Origin of the sequence: Allobosea eneae, from assembly GCF_042657265.1 — a bacterium.
GTDB classification, from domain to species: domain Bacteria; phylum Pseudomonadota; class Alphaproteobacteria; order Rhizobiales; family Beijerinckiaceae; genus Allobosea; species Allobosea eneae.
In genome coordinates this window covers 31,786-48,407 of record NZ_JBHSLW010000006.1, presented here as the reverse complement: position 1 = coordinate 48,407, position 16,622 = coordinate 31,786, and the positions used below count along the sequence as shown (strand labels likewise).

Below are 16,622 nucleotides of genomic sequence, written 5' to 3'. Positions count from 1 at the left end.
CCCGGCTCAGCCTGCGTTCATCTTGCACTGCCCAGGCTGACCACGAACGCAACCAGCCAAGGATGACCATGCTCGCTCTCGTCCGCCCGCTCGCCATCTCCGTGACGCTCCTGCTGACCGCCTTCGCAGCTCATGCCGCCGGCGATGTCGCCGTGGATGTCAAGAACGAGTCGGAGCCAGTGCTCTGCGCCGAGAAGGACAACGTGACCATCAAGGCGATCTCGCCCGAGGTCAGGCGCTTCCGCATCGAGGCGGCGCATCCGGCCTATATCGCCGGCCTGCTGCGCGACAATTGGGATGCCGACTGGACCGATTGCGACATGAGTGGCGACCCGGTCCACAAGGCGCCGGTGCCGCCGCAACGCATCACCTTCTATGAGAGCATCGAATACTGGCTGGTCGGCTACACGTTCGAGAGCTTCTGGCGCCCGGCCGAGACGACCTTCCGGGTCGGCGACCGCGTCGAGAAGGGCCTGCACCTCGTCCAGCTCTGGAAGCTCGGCAAGACCGGCTCCTACGAGGTCCTCGTCGTCTATCCGCAGGACGGCTACTGGCGCGTGCGGCCGCTGCCGCCGCAGCAGCTCTCGGCCGCGGCCTATGGCTCCTCCTTCCTGTTCGGACCGATCGAGCAGGATGGCGCCCGGCCGGTGGTGAACATCAGGGAGATCGCCTTCGATCCCAAGACGCTGTCCTTCAAGCTCAGTTTCAAGGACGGTTCCTCCGGCACCCTCAAGCTCGACAGCGTCGACGAGAATCGCATGGTGCTCGACGCCGTGCTCGACAGGCCCGTGACCGGCGGCAAGGCCTTCGCCGCGCTGCGTTCGATGTACGTCACCGAGTTCAACAACGACGTCGCCCGCATCGCCATCCGCGAGCCCGGCGCCAAGGGCTGGCGCGAGGAGGCGCTGATGCCCTTCACCGGCGGCAAGGCGACCGATGTCTGGATGGGCCGCACCACCCATTCGCGCCACAACACCTCCTCGCCCGACATGGTCTTCCGCGCCTTCTCGAAGGACCCGAACCCGCCGGCCAAGCCGGAGGCGAAGAAGTAGCCTTCTCTCAAGCTCTCACGAGTCATCCCGGACAAGCCGCGAAGCGGCGCCGACCCGGGATCCATGCCTGAACCGTTCCGGAATGCGTCCCGGGTCTCCCTTCGGTCGCCCGGGACGACCAGTGTCATGATAGCAAGGCGAGCGATCGACTAGGCCGAGCAATGGATATCTCCACCATCCTCAGCCTCGTCCTCGGCGCCGCTCTCGCCGGCTTCGTGCAGGGCCTCTCCGGCTTCGCCTTCAGCCTCGTCGCCATGTCCGTCTGGGCCTGGACGATCGATCCAAGGCTCGCCGCGGTCATGGCCGTGTTCGGCGGGCTGACCGGCCAGACCATTGCGGCCGTGACGGTGCGCCGCGGCTTCGACTTCGCCCGGCTCTGGCCCTTCCTGCTCGGCGGAATCGCCGGCATCCCGGTCGGCGTCCTGCTCCTGCCACTGGTCGAGCCCGATATGTTCAAGGCAGGGCTCGGCATCCTGCTCGCCGTCTGGTGCCCGATCATGCTGTTCGCGCCGCATCTGCCGCCGGTCCGCTTCGGCGGTCGCCTGGCCGACGGCGCGATCGGCCTCGGCGGCGGCATCATGGGCGGTTTCGGCGGCTTCACCGGTGTGCTGCCGACACTGTGGTGCTCGCTGCGGCGCATGGACAAGGACGCGCAGCGCTCCATCGTCCAGAACTTCAACCTCGCCACGCTCGCCGCGACCATGCTCGGTTATGTGCTGGCCGGGAACGTCACGCGCGGGATGTGGCCGGCCTTCGCCATCGTCGCACCGGCGATGCTGATTCCCTCGCTGCTGGGTGCAAAGCTCTATATCGGCATCAGCGAGCAGGCCTTCCGGCGGATCGTGCTCAGCCTGCTGACGCTGTCGGGCATCGCACTGCTGGCCTCGTCCTTGCCCCGTCTGCTCGGCGGCTGAAAGGGCGGAACCCCCACCGGCCGCGCAGGTTAACGATGACGGGCCCGTCCTAACGGGCTAGCCTGCTGCCTCGATCCGACTGACGAGACCGACCAATGCCGCGTTTTGCCGCCAATCTCTCGATGATGTTCAACGAGTGGGAGTTCCTCGACCGCTTCAAGGCGGCATCAGAAGCCGGCTTCGAGGCGGTGGAGTTCCTGTTCCCCTATGAGCATGCTCCGGAGAAGGTCGGTCTCGCGCTCGCCGGCGGAGAGCTCGAGCAGGCTCTGTTCAACCTTCCACCGGGAGACTGGGCCAAGGGCGAGCGCGGCATGGCAGCCCTGCCCGGCCGCGAGGAGGAGTTCCGCAAAGGGATCGAAACGGCACTGGCCTATGTCCACGAGACCGGCGTCAAGCGCCTGCACATGATGGCAGGGCTCACCGACCCGAATGATCCGGCCGCCCAAAAGGCCTATCGCGCCTCGCTCGCCTATGCCGCCGACACGCTCGGCGAGCATGGCATCGACCTGCTGCTCGAGCCGATCAACGGCAAGGACATGCCGGGCTATTTCCTCAACGATTTCGACCAGGCGGCGGCCTATGTCCGCGAAGCCGGCCGGCCCAACGTCAAGCTGCAGTTCGACATGTACCATTGCGAGCTGATCCACGGCGATGTCGGGGCACGCCTGGAGGCGCTTTACCCGCTTGTCGGCCATGTCCAGATTGCCAATGCCGAGGGGCGGCACGAGCCCGACGGCACCCGGCCCGACTATCCCGCGCTCTTCGCCCAGCTCGATTCGCTCGGCTATCCCGGCTTCGTCGGCTGCGAGTATCGTCCGCGCGCCGGCACGCTCGAAGGCCTGGGCTGGTTCTCGCCCTGGAAGAAGCACGCGTGAGCGGCCCCCGCTTTCCCCACCCGGTGCTCGTCGCCGATATCGGCGGCACCAATTGCCGGCTGTCGCTGGTGCCGACTCCCGGCGCGCTGCATGAGCCCCTGGCCCGGATCAGCACCGGCGCGCACCCGACGCCCGAAGCTGCGCTCGGCTCTGTATTGTCGACGCTGACGGTGAAGCCACGCTCGGCCATCCTTGCCGTCGCCGGCCCGCTGGATGGGCGCAAGGCGCAGCTCACCAATGCCAGCTGGCATTTCGACGGCCCGGAGCTCGGCAGGGCGCTCGGCTTCGAGCAGGGGCTACTGGTCAATGATTTCGAGGCGCTCGCCGCCTCTCTGGCCGTGCTACGGGATCGCGACCTCGTCACTCTCGTTCGCGGCAAGCCGGAACCGCAAGGCCCACGCCTCGTGCTCGGCCCCGGCACCGGCTTCGGCGCCGCCGCCCTGCTGCGGCGCGGCGACACCGGCATGCTGGTACCGACCGAATCCGGCCATATCGGCATAGGCCCGGAAGACCCGACCGAGGTGAAGCTCTGGCCGGCTTTGGCCGATGGGCTCCCGCGCGTCACCATCGAGGAACTGCTCAGCGGCAGCGGCCTCGTTCGCTTCCACCGGGCTGTTATGCGCCAGTCCGACGTGGCCGAGCCCGATGTCAGCGCCGCCGACGTCTCCGCGCTGGCGCTCGACGGCAATCCCGGCGCGTTGATGGCGGTGGTCTGCTTCTGGCGGCTCCTGGCGCGCGTCGCCGGCGATCTCGCGCTCGGCTTCAAGGCGACGGGCGGTGTCTATCTCGCCGGCGGAATCGCGCCGCGCATCCTGCCGCTCGCAGACAAGGCGACGATCCATGCCGTCTTCGCCGGCAAGACGCCGGTCGAGGACCTCGCCGCTCGTTTCTCGCTCGACGTGATCACCGCCGACGATCCGGCCGAGCAAGGCCTCGCCGCCATCGCGGCCGCACCGGGCCGGTTCGGTCTCGACGATCCCGCGCGCTTGTGGTTTGCCTGAGCGCAGCCGCGTTTGCTAGGAACCACACCGTCATTCCGGGGCATGGCGCAGCCATGAGCCCGGAAACCATGAACTCATCTTTTCCCAGGCGAGGCGCTGCGGGCGCCGCGTCCTATGGAGAATCGTGGTGTTCATGGGTTCCGGGCTCGACCCTGCGGGTCGCCCCGGAATGACGGCATGGCTCCCCGCCAACCTTCCGTGTTTTCGAGAACGATCCTCAGCCTTGCCCCAGCTCTACGGCATCCAGGTCCTGCGCGCGCTCGCGGCGCTGATGGTCGCGGTCCATCACGTCCAGGCCGATGCCGGCTTCCTCGCGGCGAAGGCTGGCACCGCCTTCACACCCTCGCATGCCCTGCCCTGGAATGCCGGCGTCGACCTGTTCTTCGTCATCTCCGGCTTCATCATGGTGCACTCCTCGGCCGGCCTGTTCGGCCAGCCGGACGGCGCACGCCTGTTCATCGCCCGGCGCATCGCGAGGATCGTACCGCTCTACTGGGCCGCGACGACGCTCTTCCTCCTCGTGCTGCTTGCCTCGCCCGCTATGCTCAATTCCGGTGCGCCGAGCCTCCAGCAAATCGCCGCCTCCTATCTGTTCTGGCCGATGGCAAATGCCGCGGGCGAGCTGCAGCCGGTCTATTCGCTCGGCTGGACGCTGAACTACGAGATGCTGTTCTACGTCCTGTTCGGCGCGGCCTTGCTCGCGCCGGGGCGGCTGGTCGTGCCACTCGTGACAGTGGCGCTCGCCGGGCTGGTCGGAGCACAGGCCCTTGCCGGACCGCTGCCCCTACCCTTCGGTTTCTGGGGCCAGCCGATCGTGCTCGAATTCGCTGCCGGCATGGCGGTCGGGCTGCTCCGCCGCAACGGCCACAGGCTCGACGGCCGCCTGCGCTGGCTGATGGCGGCAGCTGGTGTCGCCCTGTTCGTTGCCGCCTCCGGCGATGGCTGGGCCCAGACCTCATGGGGTGCCGTCGCTCTGCGCGGGCCGGCTGCGCTGCTCCTCGTCACCGCCGCGGCCTGCGGGCGCAACGTCACCGCTCCCTCGGCGCTGGTGCGCTCGCTGGCGATCCTGGGCGACGCCTCCTATGCGCTCTACCTCGTCCACCCCTTCGCCATGCGGGCGCTGCGCGAGGTCTTCGCCCGGATCGCGCCCAGCGAGACCGGCCTCTTCATCGTGCTGGCCTTGACCGCCGCCGTGCTCGCGGCGCTGGCGGTCTACCATTGGTTCGAGCGGCCGATGACGAAGGTTTTGAGGCGGGCGCTGCGGGCTTAGGCTCGTCATGGTCGGGCTTGACCCGACCATCTCGGAAACCAGCCAGCTGGTCCTGAGATCCTCGGATCTGCGCTTCGCCTCGTCCAAGAATGACGCTCACTTTTTCTTCAGCCGCATCCCCTTCAGCGACTGCCCGACCACGCCGCCGTCGCGCCGGCGTTCCGGCCTCTTGGCAACGATCATCTCAACATGGCTTTCCTGCGGGAAATAGCCGCGTTCCAGTACTTCGAGCGTATATTCCTCATAGGTCAGGCCGAGCGCCTCGGCCCGCTCCTGCCGCCTGAGCGCGATCTCGCGCGGCTTCTTCCAGGCCTTGCGATGGGCGAAGCGCCAGTCGAAGGTGCGGCCGATCTCGCCCTTGCCGAGGTCCGATTTGCGCTTCTTCTCTACGAGCGGCGGGCCGCCATTGTCGCCGATACGGGCGGGGCGAGGCATGCGCAGAGCTGGCTGTCTCATGGCGTAATCTCATATGAGATACAAAACGTATCTCATAGTGGATCAAGCTGAGTCACCTCGCAAGCCCTATGCATGGTGACAGGCGCGCCGCCGCAGTCTATCCCGCCCGCCATGGCTCCTTTGCTCCACCTTCGCGACGTCGCGCTCACCTTCGGCGGCCAGCCGCTGCTGGAATCCGCCGAGATCGCCGTCTCCGCCGGCGAGAAGGTCTGCCTCGTCGGCCGCAACGGCTCGGGCAAGTCGACGCTGCTCAAGATCGCCGCCGGCCTGATCGAGCCCGACAGTGCCGAGCGCTTCCTCCAGCCCGGCGTCACCGTCCGCTACCTGCCGCAGGAGCCTGACTTTACGGGGTTTGCGACCTCGCTCGCCTATGTCGAGGCCGGCCTCGGGCCCGGCGACGACCTGTACCGCGCCCGCTATCTCGTCGAGGAGCTCGGCCTCACCGGTGAGGAGGATCCGCGAGCCATGTCGGGTGGCGAATCCCGCCGCGCCGCGCTTGCCCGCGTGCTGGCGCCCGAGCCCGATATCCTCCTGCTCGACGAGCCGACCAACCATCTCGACCTGCCGGTGATCGAATGGCTGGAAGCCGAGCTGAAATCGCTGCGCTCGGCCATGGTGCTGATCAGCCACGACCGCCGCTTCCTCAGCAATCTCTCGCGCGCCACGATCTGGCTCGATCGCGGCCAGACCCGCCGCGTCGAGCGCGGCTTCGGCGAATTCGAGGCCTGGCGCGACGAGGTGCTGGCGCAGGAGGAACTCGACCGCCACAAGCTCGACCGCAAGATCGCCCGCGAGGAGGACTGGCTGCGCTATGGCGTCAGCGCCCGGCGCACCCGCAACCAGCGCCGCCTCGGCGAACTGCATGCGCTGCGCGACCAGCGCCGCACCGCCCGCAAGGCCGTCGGCACCGTCAAGCTCGAAGCCAGCGAGGCGCAGTCCTCCGGCAAGCTGGTGATCGAGGCCCTCGGCATCACGAAGAGCTATGGCGACCGGCCGATCGTCAAGCCGCTCTCGCTGCGCATCGCGCGCGGCGACCGGATCGGCATCGTCGGACCGAATGGGGCCGGCAAGACCACGCTGATCAATCTGCTCACCGGCGCGCTCAAACCCGATGCCGGTACAGTGAAGCTCGGCACAGCGCTGGAGATGGTGACGCTCGACCAGAGTCGCGAGAGCCTCGATCCGGCGACGCCGCTCGGCGACGTCCTGACCGGCGGCGGCAGCGACCAGGTCATGGTCGGCGGCGAGCCGCGCCATGTCGTCAGCTACATGAAGGACTTCCTGTTCCAGCCGCTGCAGCGCGGCACCGCGGTCGGCGCCCTCTCCGGCGGCGAGCGTGGCCGGCTAATGCTGGCCCGCGCCTTGGCCAAGCCGTCGAACCTGCTGGTGCTGGACGAGCCGACCAACGATCTCGACATTGAGACGCTCGACCTCTTGCAGGAGCTTGTCGCTGACTATGCCGGCACCGTCCTGCTCGTCAGCCACGACCGCGACTTCCTCGACCGCACCGTGTCCTCGGTGCTGATCTCGGATGGCGACGGCGTCTGGACCGAGTTCGCCGGCGGCTATTCCGACATGCTGGCCCAGCGCGGCCGCGGCGTCGGTGACAGGAGCAGGGTCGCGCCGGAGAAGCAGGCAGCCGAGGCGGCTCCGAAACCAGCGGCCGCGCCGGCAGCCGCATCGAAGCGCAAGCTCTCCTTCAATGAGAAGCACGCGCTGGAGACGCTGCCGAAGAAGCTGGACGCGCTGCAGGCCGAGGCCGGCAAGCTCAACGCGGCGCTGGCGGGCGATCTCTACACCCGCGATCCCAAGCTCTTCGCCAAGGCGACGGCGAGGCTCGACGAGGTCACGCGTGAGATCGCCGAGGCAGAGGAGCGTTGGCTCGAACTGGAGATGCTGCGCGAGGAGATCGGGGCTTAGCACAACCGTCATGCTCGGGCTTGACCCGAGCATCTCAGGCCGAGAGAGGCTTGGTCAGCGCCTTCTCGTCCGGAGATTCTCGGGTCTGCGCTTCGCTCCGCCCGAGAATGACGCATCCACCCCATACAATTCCGCTATCCGGCCAATCGCGAAAGCGTATTTATCCCGCCCGCCAAATCGTCTCACAGTCGGCGGGCACATCAGGCTTGAGGAAGCACCATGAGATTGAAGGGCAAGACGGCGCTGATCACCGGCGCGGCGCAGGGCTTTGGCCTCGGCATCGCCGAGACCTTCGTGCGCGAGGGCGCGCGGGTCGCGGTGCTCGACATCAACGGCGACAAGGCCCGCGAGGCCGCCAAGGCGATCGGCCGCAAGGCCTTCGCCGTCGCCTGCGATGTCGGCAAGGCGAAGAGTGTCGATGGCGCAGTGGCCAAGGTGATCAAGCGCTTCGAGCGGCTCGACATCGTCGTCAACAATGCCGGGATCAGCCATCGCAATCAGCCGATGCTGGACGTCACCGAGGCCGAGTTCGACCGCGTCTTCGACGTCAACGTCAAGTCGATCTTCCTGATGGCGAAGGCGACCGTGCCGCATTTCCGCGAGCATGGCGGCGGCGTCATCCTCAATATCGGCTCGACCGCCGGCGTCCGCCCGCGCCCCGGCCTGACCTGGTACAATGGCTCGAAGGGCGCCGCGAACCTGCTGTCGAAGTCGATGGCGGTCGAGCTCGCGCCGGACAGGATCCGCGTCAACGCCATCGCGCCCGTCGCCGGCGAGACGCCGCTGCTCGCGACCTTCATGGGCGAGGACACGCCGGAGAAGCGCAAAGCCTTCACCGCGACGATTCCCTGGGGCCGCTTCTCGACACCGCAGGACATCGCCAATGCCGCGCTGTTCCTGTGCTCGGATGAGTCGGAGATGGTGACCGGCTCGGTGCTGGCGGTCGACGGCGGCCGCTGCGTTTAGGGGAACACGTCATGCTCGGGCTTGCCCCGAGCATCTCTTGCCAGAGAAGGCTCCAGCGCCTTCTCGTCATGAGCTTCTGGAGTCTGCGCTCCGCTCCGCCCGAGAATGACAGCTAGACGATGCCCCCACCTGTCAGCGGCACCAGCTGCAATTGCTTGACCGTGCCGTCGAGATCGAAGGCACGGCGCTCCAGGCTGATATGGGGGGCAGTCGGTGGCCCCTCGATCCGCAGCAGGTGCCAGCAGGCGAGCTCGCCATGGCCGCCGCGCGGGCCGATCGAGGCCGAGGGCACGCCAACGATCGGCACATCGTAGTCAAGGCCCGGCCGCCAGGCCAGCGAGAAGCGGTGGTTGTGCCCGTGCAGGACGAGTTCGGCCCCGGTCCGGCGCAGCATCGCCTCGAAGGCGTCGGCATCGACCAGCTCGCGCGTGCGCCGCGCACCGCCGACATAGGGCGGGTGGTGGATCAGGACGACGCGGATCAGTCCATCGGCCTTGGCTTGTGCCAGCAACTGCTCGGTGATGGCGATCTGGGCCGAGCCGACACGCCCGGTCGCCATCAGCGGCATGGTCGGGATGCCGGTGTTCATTCCGATCAGCGCGACCGGCCCCCGCCGGCGATACCAGGGATAACCGGCCTCGCCGTCATCGCTGGCGCACCAGGGCGCGAGCTCGCGCGCCAGCGCCGACAGCGAAGATCGCGCATAGCAATCATGATTGCCGGGTACGAAGCTGACGGCGTCGCGTGGGCCGAGCGTGTCGAGGAAGGAGAGCGCCGTCTTGAACTCGGTCGGCAGGCCGATATGCGAGACATCGCCGGTGCAGGCGATGTGATCGGGTTTCTGCGCCAGGATGTCGGCGACGATCAGCCCGAGGATTTCCATGTCATGGGCATGGCGGCGTTTGCGTCGCCAGTTGACATATCCGGTCGCGCGCTTGCCGAGCAGCTCGCGCAGCGAGAACTTGGTCAGCGGCCCGAGATGTGGGTCGGAGAGATGCGCGAGCGTGAACACGCTCAAGCGCTTGCCTTCAACGCCCGCGCGCCGTCAAGCATGACGGTGGCGGCGGGCGAAGATGACGCAGCCTACAGAGCAGCATGCGAAAAAGTGGGAACCGGCTTTTCGCAGGAATCCTGCTCTGAATTCTCGGAATCGATCACGTTTATGATCTTGAATCGGCTCGATCCAAAATCATCGTGATCTAAGGCTCAGTTGGCCGAGCCCATCAGCTCCGAAACGATGCGCGGGTCGGTCAGGGTGACAGCCGGCTTCCAGACGAAACGGGGCTTGGCATTCAGACGGGCGGTGATGAAGGCGAGAAGCATGATAAATTCCCCAGCGGTAACGGCGTGAGCTTGTGACCCCTATTTAAGGCGCGTTTGTGTTATATCGAGAGGGAAAACAGAGTTCTGTTATGCGCATGACGCATAAGCAATTAACCCGGCATCAGGATTTGCCCAAATCGTGAGCAACGAAGACGGATCGGGCTCGCGCATCGGCGCATCGGGGATCGAACGGGTGCCGCCCGGGCTTCGCCGGCTGGCGGGACGCGCCCTGCATCTTTATTTCCGCCTGCGCCGCGGCGCGACGCTCGGCGTGCGCGCCGCCGTGCTGAACGAGGACGGCGAGGTCCTGCTGGTGCGCCACACCTACACGCCCGGCTGGCACCTGCCCGGCGGCGGCGTCGAGCCGAACGAGACACTTCGCGATGCGCTCGGCAAGGAACTGAGCGAGGAGGCCAATATCGCACTGACTGGTCCAGCCGCGCTGCACGGCGTCTTCCTCAACCGCCATGTCTCCGTGCGCGACCATGTCGCGGTCTTCATCGTGCGTGATTTCAGGCAAAGCGCGCCGAAGCAGCCGGATCGCGAGATCGCCGAGGCAGGCTTCTTCCCGCTCGCAGCACTACCGGAGAAGACGACGCCCGGCACGCGGCGCCGACTGGAGGAGATCATCGACGGAACCGCGCCGTCCGCTGAGTGGTGAGCCCTACTTCACGCTCGGCAGCATCCGGCGCAGCACGCCGTCCTTGCGGATGACATGGTGGAAGAGCGCAGCGCCGATATGCGCACAGACCAAGAGCGCCAGCAGGATGGCGAGCCAGCCATGAATGGCGAGCACGCGCTTGGCCGCCACCTCATCGGGTGAGGCCAGCGGCGGCAGGCCGAACAGGTTGAACACCATCAGCGACGGGAACAGCGAGACGCCGATCCAGCCGAGCAGCGGCACGATCAGCAGCAGGCCGTAGAGTGCCCAGTGCAGGAGATGCGAGCCGGCCTTCTGCCACCATTCCAGCGTCGGCTCGTCGGGCGGCGCGCCGTGCACCAGCCGGTAGATCAATCGGCCGGCGGTGAGCCAGAGCAGGAGGAAGCCGATGAGTTTGTGGGAGGAATAGAGCGCGTCGGTCACCCCGTCCCAGATATTCAGCGTGTTGCCGCGGTAGCTCATCGCGAACCCGAGCGGCACCATCACAAACACTGCCGCGACGGTGATCCAGTGAAACCGCCGCGCCATCGGACTGTAGACCGGCGCTTGCCCCGCGCCAGTCGTCACCTCGTCATGTCCCTGCGTCATTTCCGTTCAGGGCTCCTGCTCGCCATATCCGGTCTGGGCACGCTGCCAAGACTATTCATCTGGTGTTCAATCTCGCGCTCTTATAGGCCAGTCTGCAATCGGCTGCCGATCAGCCCGATCGCAAGCACTTTCTTGGGAACTACGCAGGAACGGACACGTTGTAGGAAGGCCGCGTCGCATCGAATGATCCACCCTGGTGAGACGCGCGTATTAACCTCGAATTCCTCCGCGCCCTCGGGCGCAATCTGACGGACCCTCCGATGCCTCAGTCGCGTACGCTTTTCGGCCGGCCGGGCGAGACCGATTTGGTCGCTGTCGACCGCGCTCTCGCCGAGTTCCGCGCCGCCCGCCCGGTGCTGCTGCGCCACGGCTCGGAGCTGGCTCTGGCTCTGTCGGCCGAGCTTGCGGAAGCCGATCTTGCCGTCCGCCTCGAGTCCCTATCCGCCGGCAATACTCGTCTCGTGCTGAGTTCGGCGCGCTTGCGCCGTCTCGGCGCCAAGGGGCGCGCGGAGACCGGCATCCTCGCCATGCCGACGATCGATCTCGCCCGCGTCGAGACTCTGGCCCTGAAGCTCGACGCCCGTGTCGATGCCCCTGTCGGCCCGGCTGGCGCGCTCGACAACGCCGCGCTCGAACTGGCGCGCCTGTCGCTGGTGCTGCCGGCCGTGATCCTCGTCCCGGTCCAGGCCGCGCAGGTCGCCGGCGAGCCGCTGATCGAGGTCTCGATCGACGCCGTCAACGGCTATCGCGCCGCGCAGGTCGCGCGCTTGGCGATCGTCGGGCGGGCGCCGGTGCCGCTGGAAGGCGCGCCCGACACCGAATTCGTCGTCTTCCGCGGCGGCGAGGGCCTGCGCGACCAGGTCGCGATCATCGTCGGCAAGCCGGATCTCTCGACTGCCGTGCCGGTGCGTCTGCATTCGGCATGCCTGACCGGCGACCTCTTCGGCTCGCTGAAATGCGATTGCGGCGACCAGCTGCGCGAGACCGTGCAGTGGATGGCCGAGAACGAGGGCGGCATCCTGCTCTATCTCGACCAGGAAGGCCGCGGCAACGGCATCTCCAACAAGATGCGCGCCTACAAGCTGCAGAGCCAGGGCTGGGACACCTACGACGCCGACGAGGTGCTCGGCTTCGATCTCGACCAGCGCCATTTCGACTTCGCAGCCGCGATGCTGAAGCAGCTCGGCGTCTCCAGCGTCACGGCGCTGACCAACAACCCGCTCAAGGTCGGGGCGATCAAGGCCGCCGGCCTGGAGGTCGCCGCGACCCAGCGTGTGCTCGGCCGCCCGAACGTCCACAATGTCCGCTATCTCGCCTCCAAGCGTGATCGCGCCGGCCATTTCATCGATATGGACGCGCTGATGGCGCGCGCCGCGCCGAAGGATTGATCCCGCGCCGGGCATGGGGCAGGAAGCCGCCATGCCCGACCGGGACCATCAAAACATCGACCCGCCATCCGCACCCTGGCCGACCGCAAGGGTGATGCTGCTCGTCAGCGCCGGCTGGCTCGCCCTCTCCTGGCCTTGGCTCTCCGGCGCCGTCACCGTTCCCTGGGACGCCAAGGCGCATTTCCACCCGCAGCTGCAGTTTCTCGCCAGCGCCCCGCACAAGGGGCTCTCGCCGTTCTGGACGCCCTTCGTCTTCGCGGGGTCGCCGCAGGTCGCAGATCCGCAATCGCTGATCTTCTCGCCGCCGTTCTTCCTGATCGCCCTGCTCAACCCGACCCCGGATTTCCGCTGGAGCGACGGCGCCCTGCTCGGTTCGCTGCTCGTTGGCGCGCTCTGCCTCGTCCTGCTCTTCCGCGATCGCGGCTGGCACCCGGCCGGAGCGGTGGTCTGCGCCCTCTCATTCGCCTTCGGCGCAGCCGCCGCCTGGCGTATCCAGCATGTCGGACAGGTGTTGAGCCTGGCCTATTTCGCGGTCACGCTGCTGCTGCTCTCGCGCGCACTCGAACGCAGCTCCTGGCGCTATGGCTTCGCCGCCGGCCTGGTCGCCGGCTTCATGGTGCTGGGGCGCGACCAGGTCGCGCTGCTCGGCGTCTATGTCCTCGCCGGGCTGGTGCTCGCCGCCATCGCCATGGTCGACCGGCCGCTGGCCGCGCTGCGCGCCAGCCTGATGCCGCTGCTGCTCGGCGTCGTCGGCGCCACGCTGGTCGCGACAGTACCGATCCTGCTCACCGCTGCCCTCGCGGAGGAATCGAACCGGCCCATCATCGATCTCGCTGGCGCCGGCAAGGGCTCGTTGCACCCGGGCTCGCTGCTGACCGGGCTGATCGCCAATCTCTATGGCGCATCGGGACCGCTGGAGAATTTCTGGGGCCCGCCCAGCCCGGCCTGGGAGCAGCGCTTCGGCCCGCTCGATCTCTATCTCGCCCGCAATATGGGCGAGCTCTATCTCGGCCTGCTGCCGCTACTGCTCGTCGTCGGCGTCGGCATCGTCCGCGGCGCCCTGCTGCGGCGCGAGATCGTGGCCCTCAGCGCCGCCGCGCTGCTCGTGCTGGTCTATGCGCTCGGGCGCTATACGCCCGGCTTTGCCCTGCTGTTTCATTTGCCCGGCATCGACTTCTATCGCCGCCCGGCCGATGCGCTCTTCATTCTGGGCGCACTGCTCTCGATCCTCGGCGGCTACCTCGTCCATCTCGTCCTGACCGATACCGCGCCGCGTCCGCGTCGCTGGCAGATCGGGCTCGAAATCCTCTTGCTGCTGGCGGCTTTTGGCACAGCGATCTGGCTGGCCTGGACAGTCGGGCGGCTGCATGTCGCCTTCGTGCCGCTGGTCACCGCCTTGCTCTGCCTGATGCTGGTCGCGGGCGCGCTGGTCGCAGCGCGTGGGCTCGCTCTGCAGGGCGCCGGCATGGCCGCCACGATCGTCCTCGCCAGCGCCATGGTGGTCGATCTCGGCGTCAACAACGGCCCGAGCGAGTCGACCGCCCTGCCGGCAGAGATGTACGAGGTGCTGCGCGCCGACAGCGGCAACGAGACCATCGCGCTGTTGAAGCGCGAGACCGCCCGCACCGCCGGCCCCGATCGGCGCGACCGCATCGAGCTCGCCGGCATCGACTTCCACTGGCCCAATGCCAGCATCGTCCACGGGCTCGACAACACGCTAGGCTACAACCCGCTCCGGCTCGGCCTCTACAGCCAGGCGACCGGCGCCGGCGACCATGTCGCCTTGCCCGACCAGCGGACGTTCTCGCCGCTGATGCCGTCCTATCGCTCCCTGCTCGCCGACATGCTCGGCTTGCGCTTCATCGCGACCGGCGTCCCGGTCGAGCAGATCGACAAGCGGCTGAAGCCGGGTGATCTCGTCCAGATCGCCCGGACCAAGGACGCCTATGTCTACGAGAACCCTCGCGCCCTGCCACGCGTATTGCTCGTCACCGAAGCACAGCAGGCTGATTTCGCCGCCATCCTGAAGAGCGGGCAATGGCCTGTCGGCTTCGACCCGCGCCGCACCGTCCTCCTGGACAAGGCGCCGCCTCCCCTGCCGACCGGCCCGGCGCAGGCCGGCAGCGTGCGCATCCGCAATTACGGCACGACTGAGGTGCTGCTCGATGTCGAGGCGCCGCGCGGCGGCTTCGTCGTGCTGAACGATGTCTGGCAGCCCTGGTGGCAGGTCGAGATCGACGGCAAGCCGGCGCAGCTGCTCCGTGCCAACGCGATCTTCCGGGCGGTGCAGGTGCCGCCCGGCCGCTCGACGGTGCGCTTCGTCTTCCGCCCACTCGACGGCCTCTATCACGCGATCGGCGAGCGGATCAGGAAGCGCAACCCGCCGCCGGTGTGATCAGCAGAGCGCGGCCATCGCTGCGACCGGCAAAGGCCGGTGGGCCGCCAGCACCCGCGCCAGCCCGTCGGGAACCACGGCCCCGTCGCGGATCGTCTCGTCGCGGTGGATGCCGCCGGCGATGAACAAGCTGTCGAAGCCCATCATCTTCGCGCCGGCGAGATCGGTGCGCACGGCATCGCCGATGACCAGTACGCGGGCCGGATCGACCTCGCGCCCTGCCCGCGCCTCGCGCGCTGCAGCGAGCGCGAGATCATAGGCCGGGCGGTGCGGCTTGCCGGCCCAGGCGACCTGCCCGCCGAGCTCCTCATAGATCGTCGCCAGCGCCCCTGCGCAAGGCAGAAGGTCATGGCCGACATGAACGACGAGATCGGGATTGCCGCAGATGAACGGCAGACCGCGCGCCGCAAAGCGCGACAAGAGCGGCCGGTACTGCTCCGGCTGCTCGCGGCGATAATCGTTGAGCTCGGTCGCAACGACGAACTGCGCCTCGTCCTCGCCGACGAGCTCGATGTCGAAGCCTGTGAAGACCGCCCGGTCCTCATGCCAGCCGATATGATAGGCCTTGCGCAGATGCGTCTCGGCGATCAGCGCGCGCGTGACGTCGCCCGAGGTCACCAACCGGTCCCAGGCGGCGCGCGGCACGCGCTTTTCGTCGAGCACGCCAGCGATCTGCTCGGAAGGACCCGGCGCGTTCGAGAGTAGCACCACCGTGCCGCCGCCCTCGCGATAGCGCATCAGCGCCGCGCAGGCCGGACCCAGCGCCAGCATGCCGTCATGGACGACCCCCCAGACATCGCTGATCAGCACGTCATAGCGGGCGAGCAGCGCACCCGCTTCCGTCAGAACAGGAACGCTCATGCCCGCCCGGCCGCCTCTTGTGCGATCCGCGCCTCGACATCGACCCGGCGCGGCAACGGCGCCACCGCGCCATAGCCCTGCGTCGACAAGGCCGCCGCGACATTGGCATAGGCGCCGGCAGCGAAGGCGTCACCGGTGCGGATATACTCGGCCAGGAACGCGCCGTCATAGCAGTCGCCCGCTCCGGTCGCGTCGATCGCATCGACCTTGATCGGCACGAAGCGTTGGCGCTTCGAAGGCGTCGCCACCAGTGAGCCCTCATGGCCGAGCGTCAGCGCCACGACCTTGGCGCCGAGCTTCAGGTAGAAGTCGACGATGGCGTCGGGCTGCTCCAGCCCAGTCAGCAGCTTGGCATCGCCATCGCCCGGCAGGACGATGTCGGCCATTTCGCAGGCGGCATGGACGATCGCCCGCGCCCGCGTCAACGGCCAGAGCTTGAGCCGAAGATTGGTGTCGTAAGCGGTGAGCACGCCGTTCGCGCGCGCCGTCGCGAAGGCCTCGAACACCGCATCGCAAGCGCTCGCCGAGATCGCCTGGCTGATGCCGGAGGCCTGGATCACCTTGGCCGAGGCGATCAGGTCCTTCGGTAATTGCGCGGGGCCGTAGAGGCTCGCGGCCGAGCCGGCGCGCAGATAGGAGAAGACATGGCCTTGCGGACCGTGGGAGACGAAATAAAGCCCGGTCGGCGCCGATGGATGGGTGGAGACATGGCTGTCGTCGACGCCCTCTTGCGCCCACACCGTCCGGAAGGTGCGGCCGGGCTCGTCATCGCCGAGCGCGCCGACATAGGCGACCTTGGCACCCTGCCGCGCTGCCGCGACCGCGCAATTGGAGGTGTCCCCGCCGAGGCCGAAGCGATAGGCGCCGGCCTCGCCCCGCGTCGCGTTGAACTCCCCGAGAGGTTCGCCGATACAAACGATATCCGTCATCATCCCAACCGAAGCGCCGGCCG

16 protein-coding genes are annotated in these 16,622 nt (G+C 67.7%); 11 read left to right on the top strand and 5 right to left on the bottom strand.

The window, feature by feature from the left end; genetic code table 11:
* The first annotated feature begins 68 nt into the window (after positions 1 to 68).
* From ACFPOB_RS04190 to ACFPOB_RS04170, 5 genes are all read left to right on the top strand, one after another.
* Entirely contained in the window at positions 69 to 1,052 is a 984-nt protein-coding gene (locus ACFPOB_RS04190) for a hypothetical protein (RefSeq protein ID WP_377796142.1), read from the top strand.
* Positions 1,053 to 1,213: 161 nt separating this feature from the next.
* The gene (locus tag ACFPOB_RS04185) at positions 1,214 to 1,966 is read left to right on the top strand and encodes a sulfite exporter TauE/SafE family protein (protein WP_377796141.1); all 753 of its coding nucleotides are present in this window, start codon (positions 1,214 to 1,216) and stop codon (positions 1,964 to 1,966) included.
* Between the two features lie 95 nt (positions 1,967 to 2,061).
* On the top strand, positions 2,062 to 2,841 hold the full coding sequence (otnI, locus tag ACFPOB_RS04180; RefSeq protein ID WP_377796140.1) for a 2-oxo-tetronate isomerase: 780 nt from the start codon (positions 2,062 to 2,064) through the stop codon (positions 2,839 to 2,841).
* Positions 2,838 to 3,842, top strand: coding sequence for a glucokinase (locus tag ACFPOB_RS04175; protein WP_377796139.1), 1,005 nt, complete (start codon positions 2,838 to 2,840; stop codon positions 3,840 to 3,842). Before otnI ends, ACFPOB_RS04175 begins: the two co-directional genes overlap by 4 nt.
* A 223-nt stretch (positions 3,843 to 4,065) precedes the next feature.
* Complete coding sequence (locus tag ACFPOB_RS04170) at positions 4,066 to 5,112, top strand: acyltransferase family protein (RefSeq protein ID WP_377796138.1); 1,047 nt, start codon at positions 4,066 to 4,068, stop codon at positions 5,110 to 5,112.
* Between the two features lie 96 nt (positions 5,113 to 5,208).
* Here the strand turns inward: ACFPOB_RS04170 and ACFPOB_RS04165 are convergent, their stop codons facing one another.
* The gene (locus ACFPOB_RS04165) at positions 5,209 to 5,568 is read right to left on the bottom strand and encodes a hypothetical protein (RefSeq protein WP_377796136.1); all 360 of its coding nucleotides are present in this window, start codon (positions 5,566 to 5,568) and stop codon (positions 5,209 to 5,211) included.
* Positions 5,569 to 5,679: 111 nt separating this feature from the next.
* Here ACFPOB_RS04165 and ACFPOB_RS04160 point away from each other — a divergent pair, with 111 nt between their 5' ends.
* Positions 5,680 to 7,488, top strand: a complete 1,809-nt coding sequence (locus ACFPOB_RS04160) for an ABC-F family ATP-binding cassette domain-containing protein (protein ID WP_377796134.1) — start codon at positions 5,680 to 5,682, stop codon at positions 7,486 to 7,488.
* A 219-nt stretch (positions 7,489 to 7,707) separates the two neighbouring features.
* Entirely contained in the window at positions 7,708 to 8,454 is a 747-nt protein-coding gene (locus ACFPOB_RS04155; RefSeq protein WP_377796132.1) for a glucose 1-dehydrogenase, read from the top strand.
* 112 nt (positions 8,455 to 8,566) lie between these two features.
* Here the strand turns inward: ACFPOB_RS04155 and ACFPOB_RS04150 are convergent, their stop codons facing one another.
* Positions 8,567 to 9,466, bottom strand: coding sequence for a metallophosphoesterase family protein (locus tag ACFPOB_RS04150; RefSeq protein ID WP_377796130.1), 900 nt, complete (start codon positions 9,464 to 9,466; stop codon positions 8,567 to 8,569).
* Here ACFPOB_RS04150 and ACFPOB_RS04145 point away from each other — a divergent pair.
* Both ACFPOB_RS04145 and ACFPOB_RS04140 read left to right on the top strand, forming a co-directional pair.
* Positions 9,449 to 9,652 carry a hypothetical protein gene (locus tag ACFPOB_RS04145; protein ID WP_377796128.1) on the top strand — a complete coding sequence of 68 codons (204 nt, stop codon included), beginning with the start codon at positions 9,449 to 9,451 and terminating at the stop codon, positions 9,650 to 9,652. The genes ACFPOB_RS04150 and ACFPOB_RS04145 overlap by 18 nt on opposite strands.
* Positions 9,653 to 9,916: 264 nt before the next feature.
* Entirely contained in the window at positions 9,917 to 10,438 is a 522-nt protein-coding gene (locus tag ACFPOB_RS04140; RefSeq protein ID WP_377796126.1) for an NUDIX domain-containing protein, read from the top strand.
* 3 nt (positions 10,439 to 10,441) lie between these two features.
* Here ACFPOB_RS04140 and ACFPOB_RS04135 read toward each other — a convergent pair whose 3' ends face one another.
* Positions 10,442 to 11,026, bottom strand: a complete 585-nt coding sequence (locus tag ACFPOB_RS04135) for a cytochrome b (protein WP_377796124.1) — start codon at positions 11,024 to 11,026, stop codon at positions 10,442 to 10,444.
* A 260-nt stretch (positions 11,027 to 11,286) separates the two neighbouring features.
* Between ACFPOB_RS04135 and ribA the strand changes: the two genes are divergently transcribed.
* Both ribA and ACFPOB_RS04125 read left to right on the top strand, forming a co-directional pair.
* Positions 11,287 to 12,414 carry a GTP cyclohydrolase II RibA gene (gene ribA / locus ACFPOB_RS04130; RefSeq protein ID WP_377796122.1) on the top strand — a complete coding sequence of 376 codons (1,128 nt, stop codon included), beginning with the start codon at positions 11,287 to 11,289 and terminating at the stop codon, positions 12,412 to 12,414.
* A gap of 31 nt (positions 12,415 to 12,445) precedes the next feature.
* Positions 12,446 to 14,809 carry a glycosyltransferase family protein gene (locus ACFPOB_RS04125; protein ID WP_377796121.1) on the top strand — a complete coding sequence of 788 codons (2,364 nt, stop codon included), beginning with the start codon at positions 12,446 to 12,448 and terminating at the stop codon, positions 14,807 to 14,809.
* Here ACFPOB_RS04125 and ACFPOB_RS04120 read toward each other — a convergent pair whose 3' ends face one another.
* Complete coding sequence (locus ACFPOB_RS04120; RefSeq protein ID WP_377796119.1) at positions 14,810 to 15,670, bottom strand: TIGR01459 family HAD-type hydrolase; 861 nt, start codon at positions 15,668 to 15,670, stop codon at positions 14,810 to 14,812.
* On the bottom strand, positions 15,667 to 16,599 hold the full coding sequence (locus ACFPOB_RS04115) for a sugar kinase (protein ID WP_377796118.1): 933 nt from the start codon (positions 16,597 to 16,599) through the stop codon (positions 15,667 to 15,669). The genes ACFPOB_RS04120 and ACFPOB_RS04115 overlap by 4 nt, the downstream gene beginning before the upstream one ends.
* Positions 16,600 to 16,622: the final 23 nt, after the last annotated feature.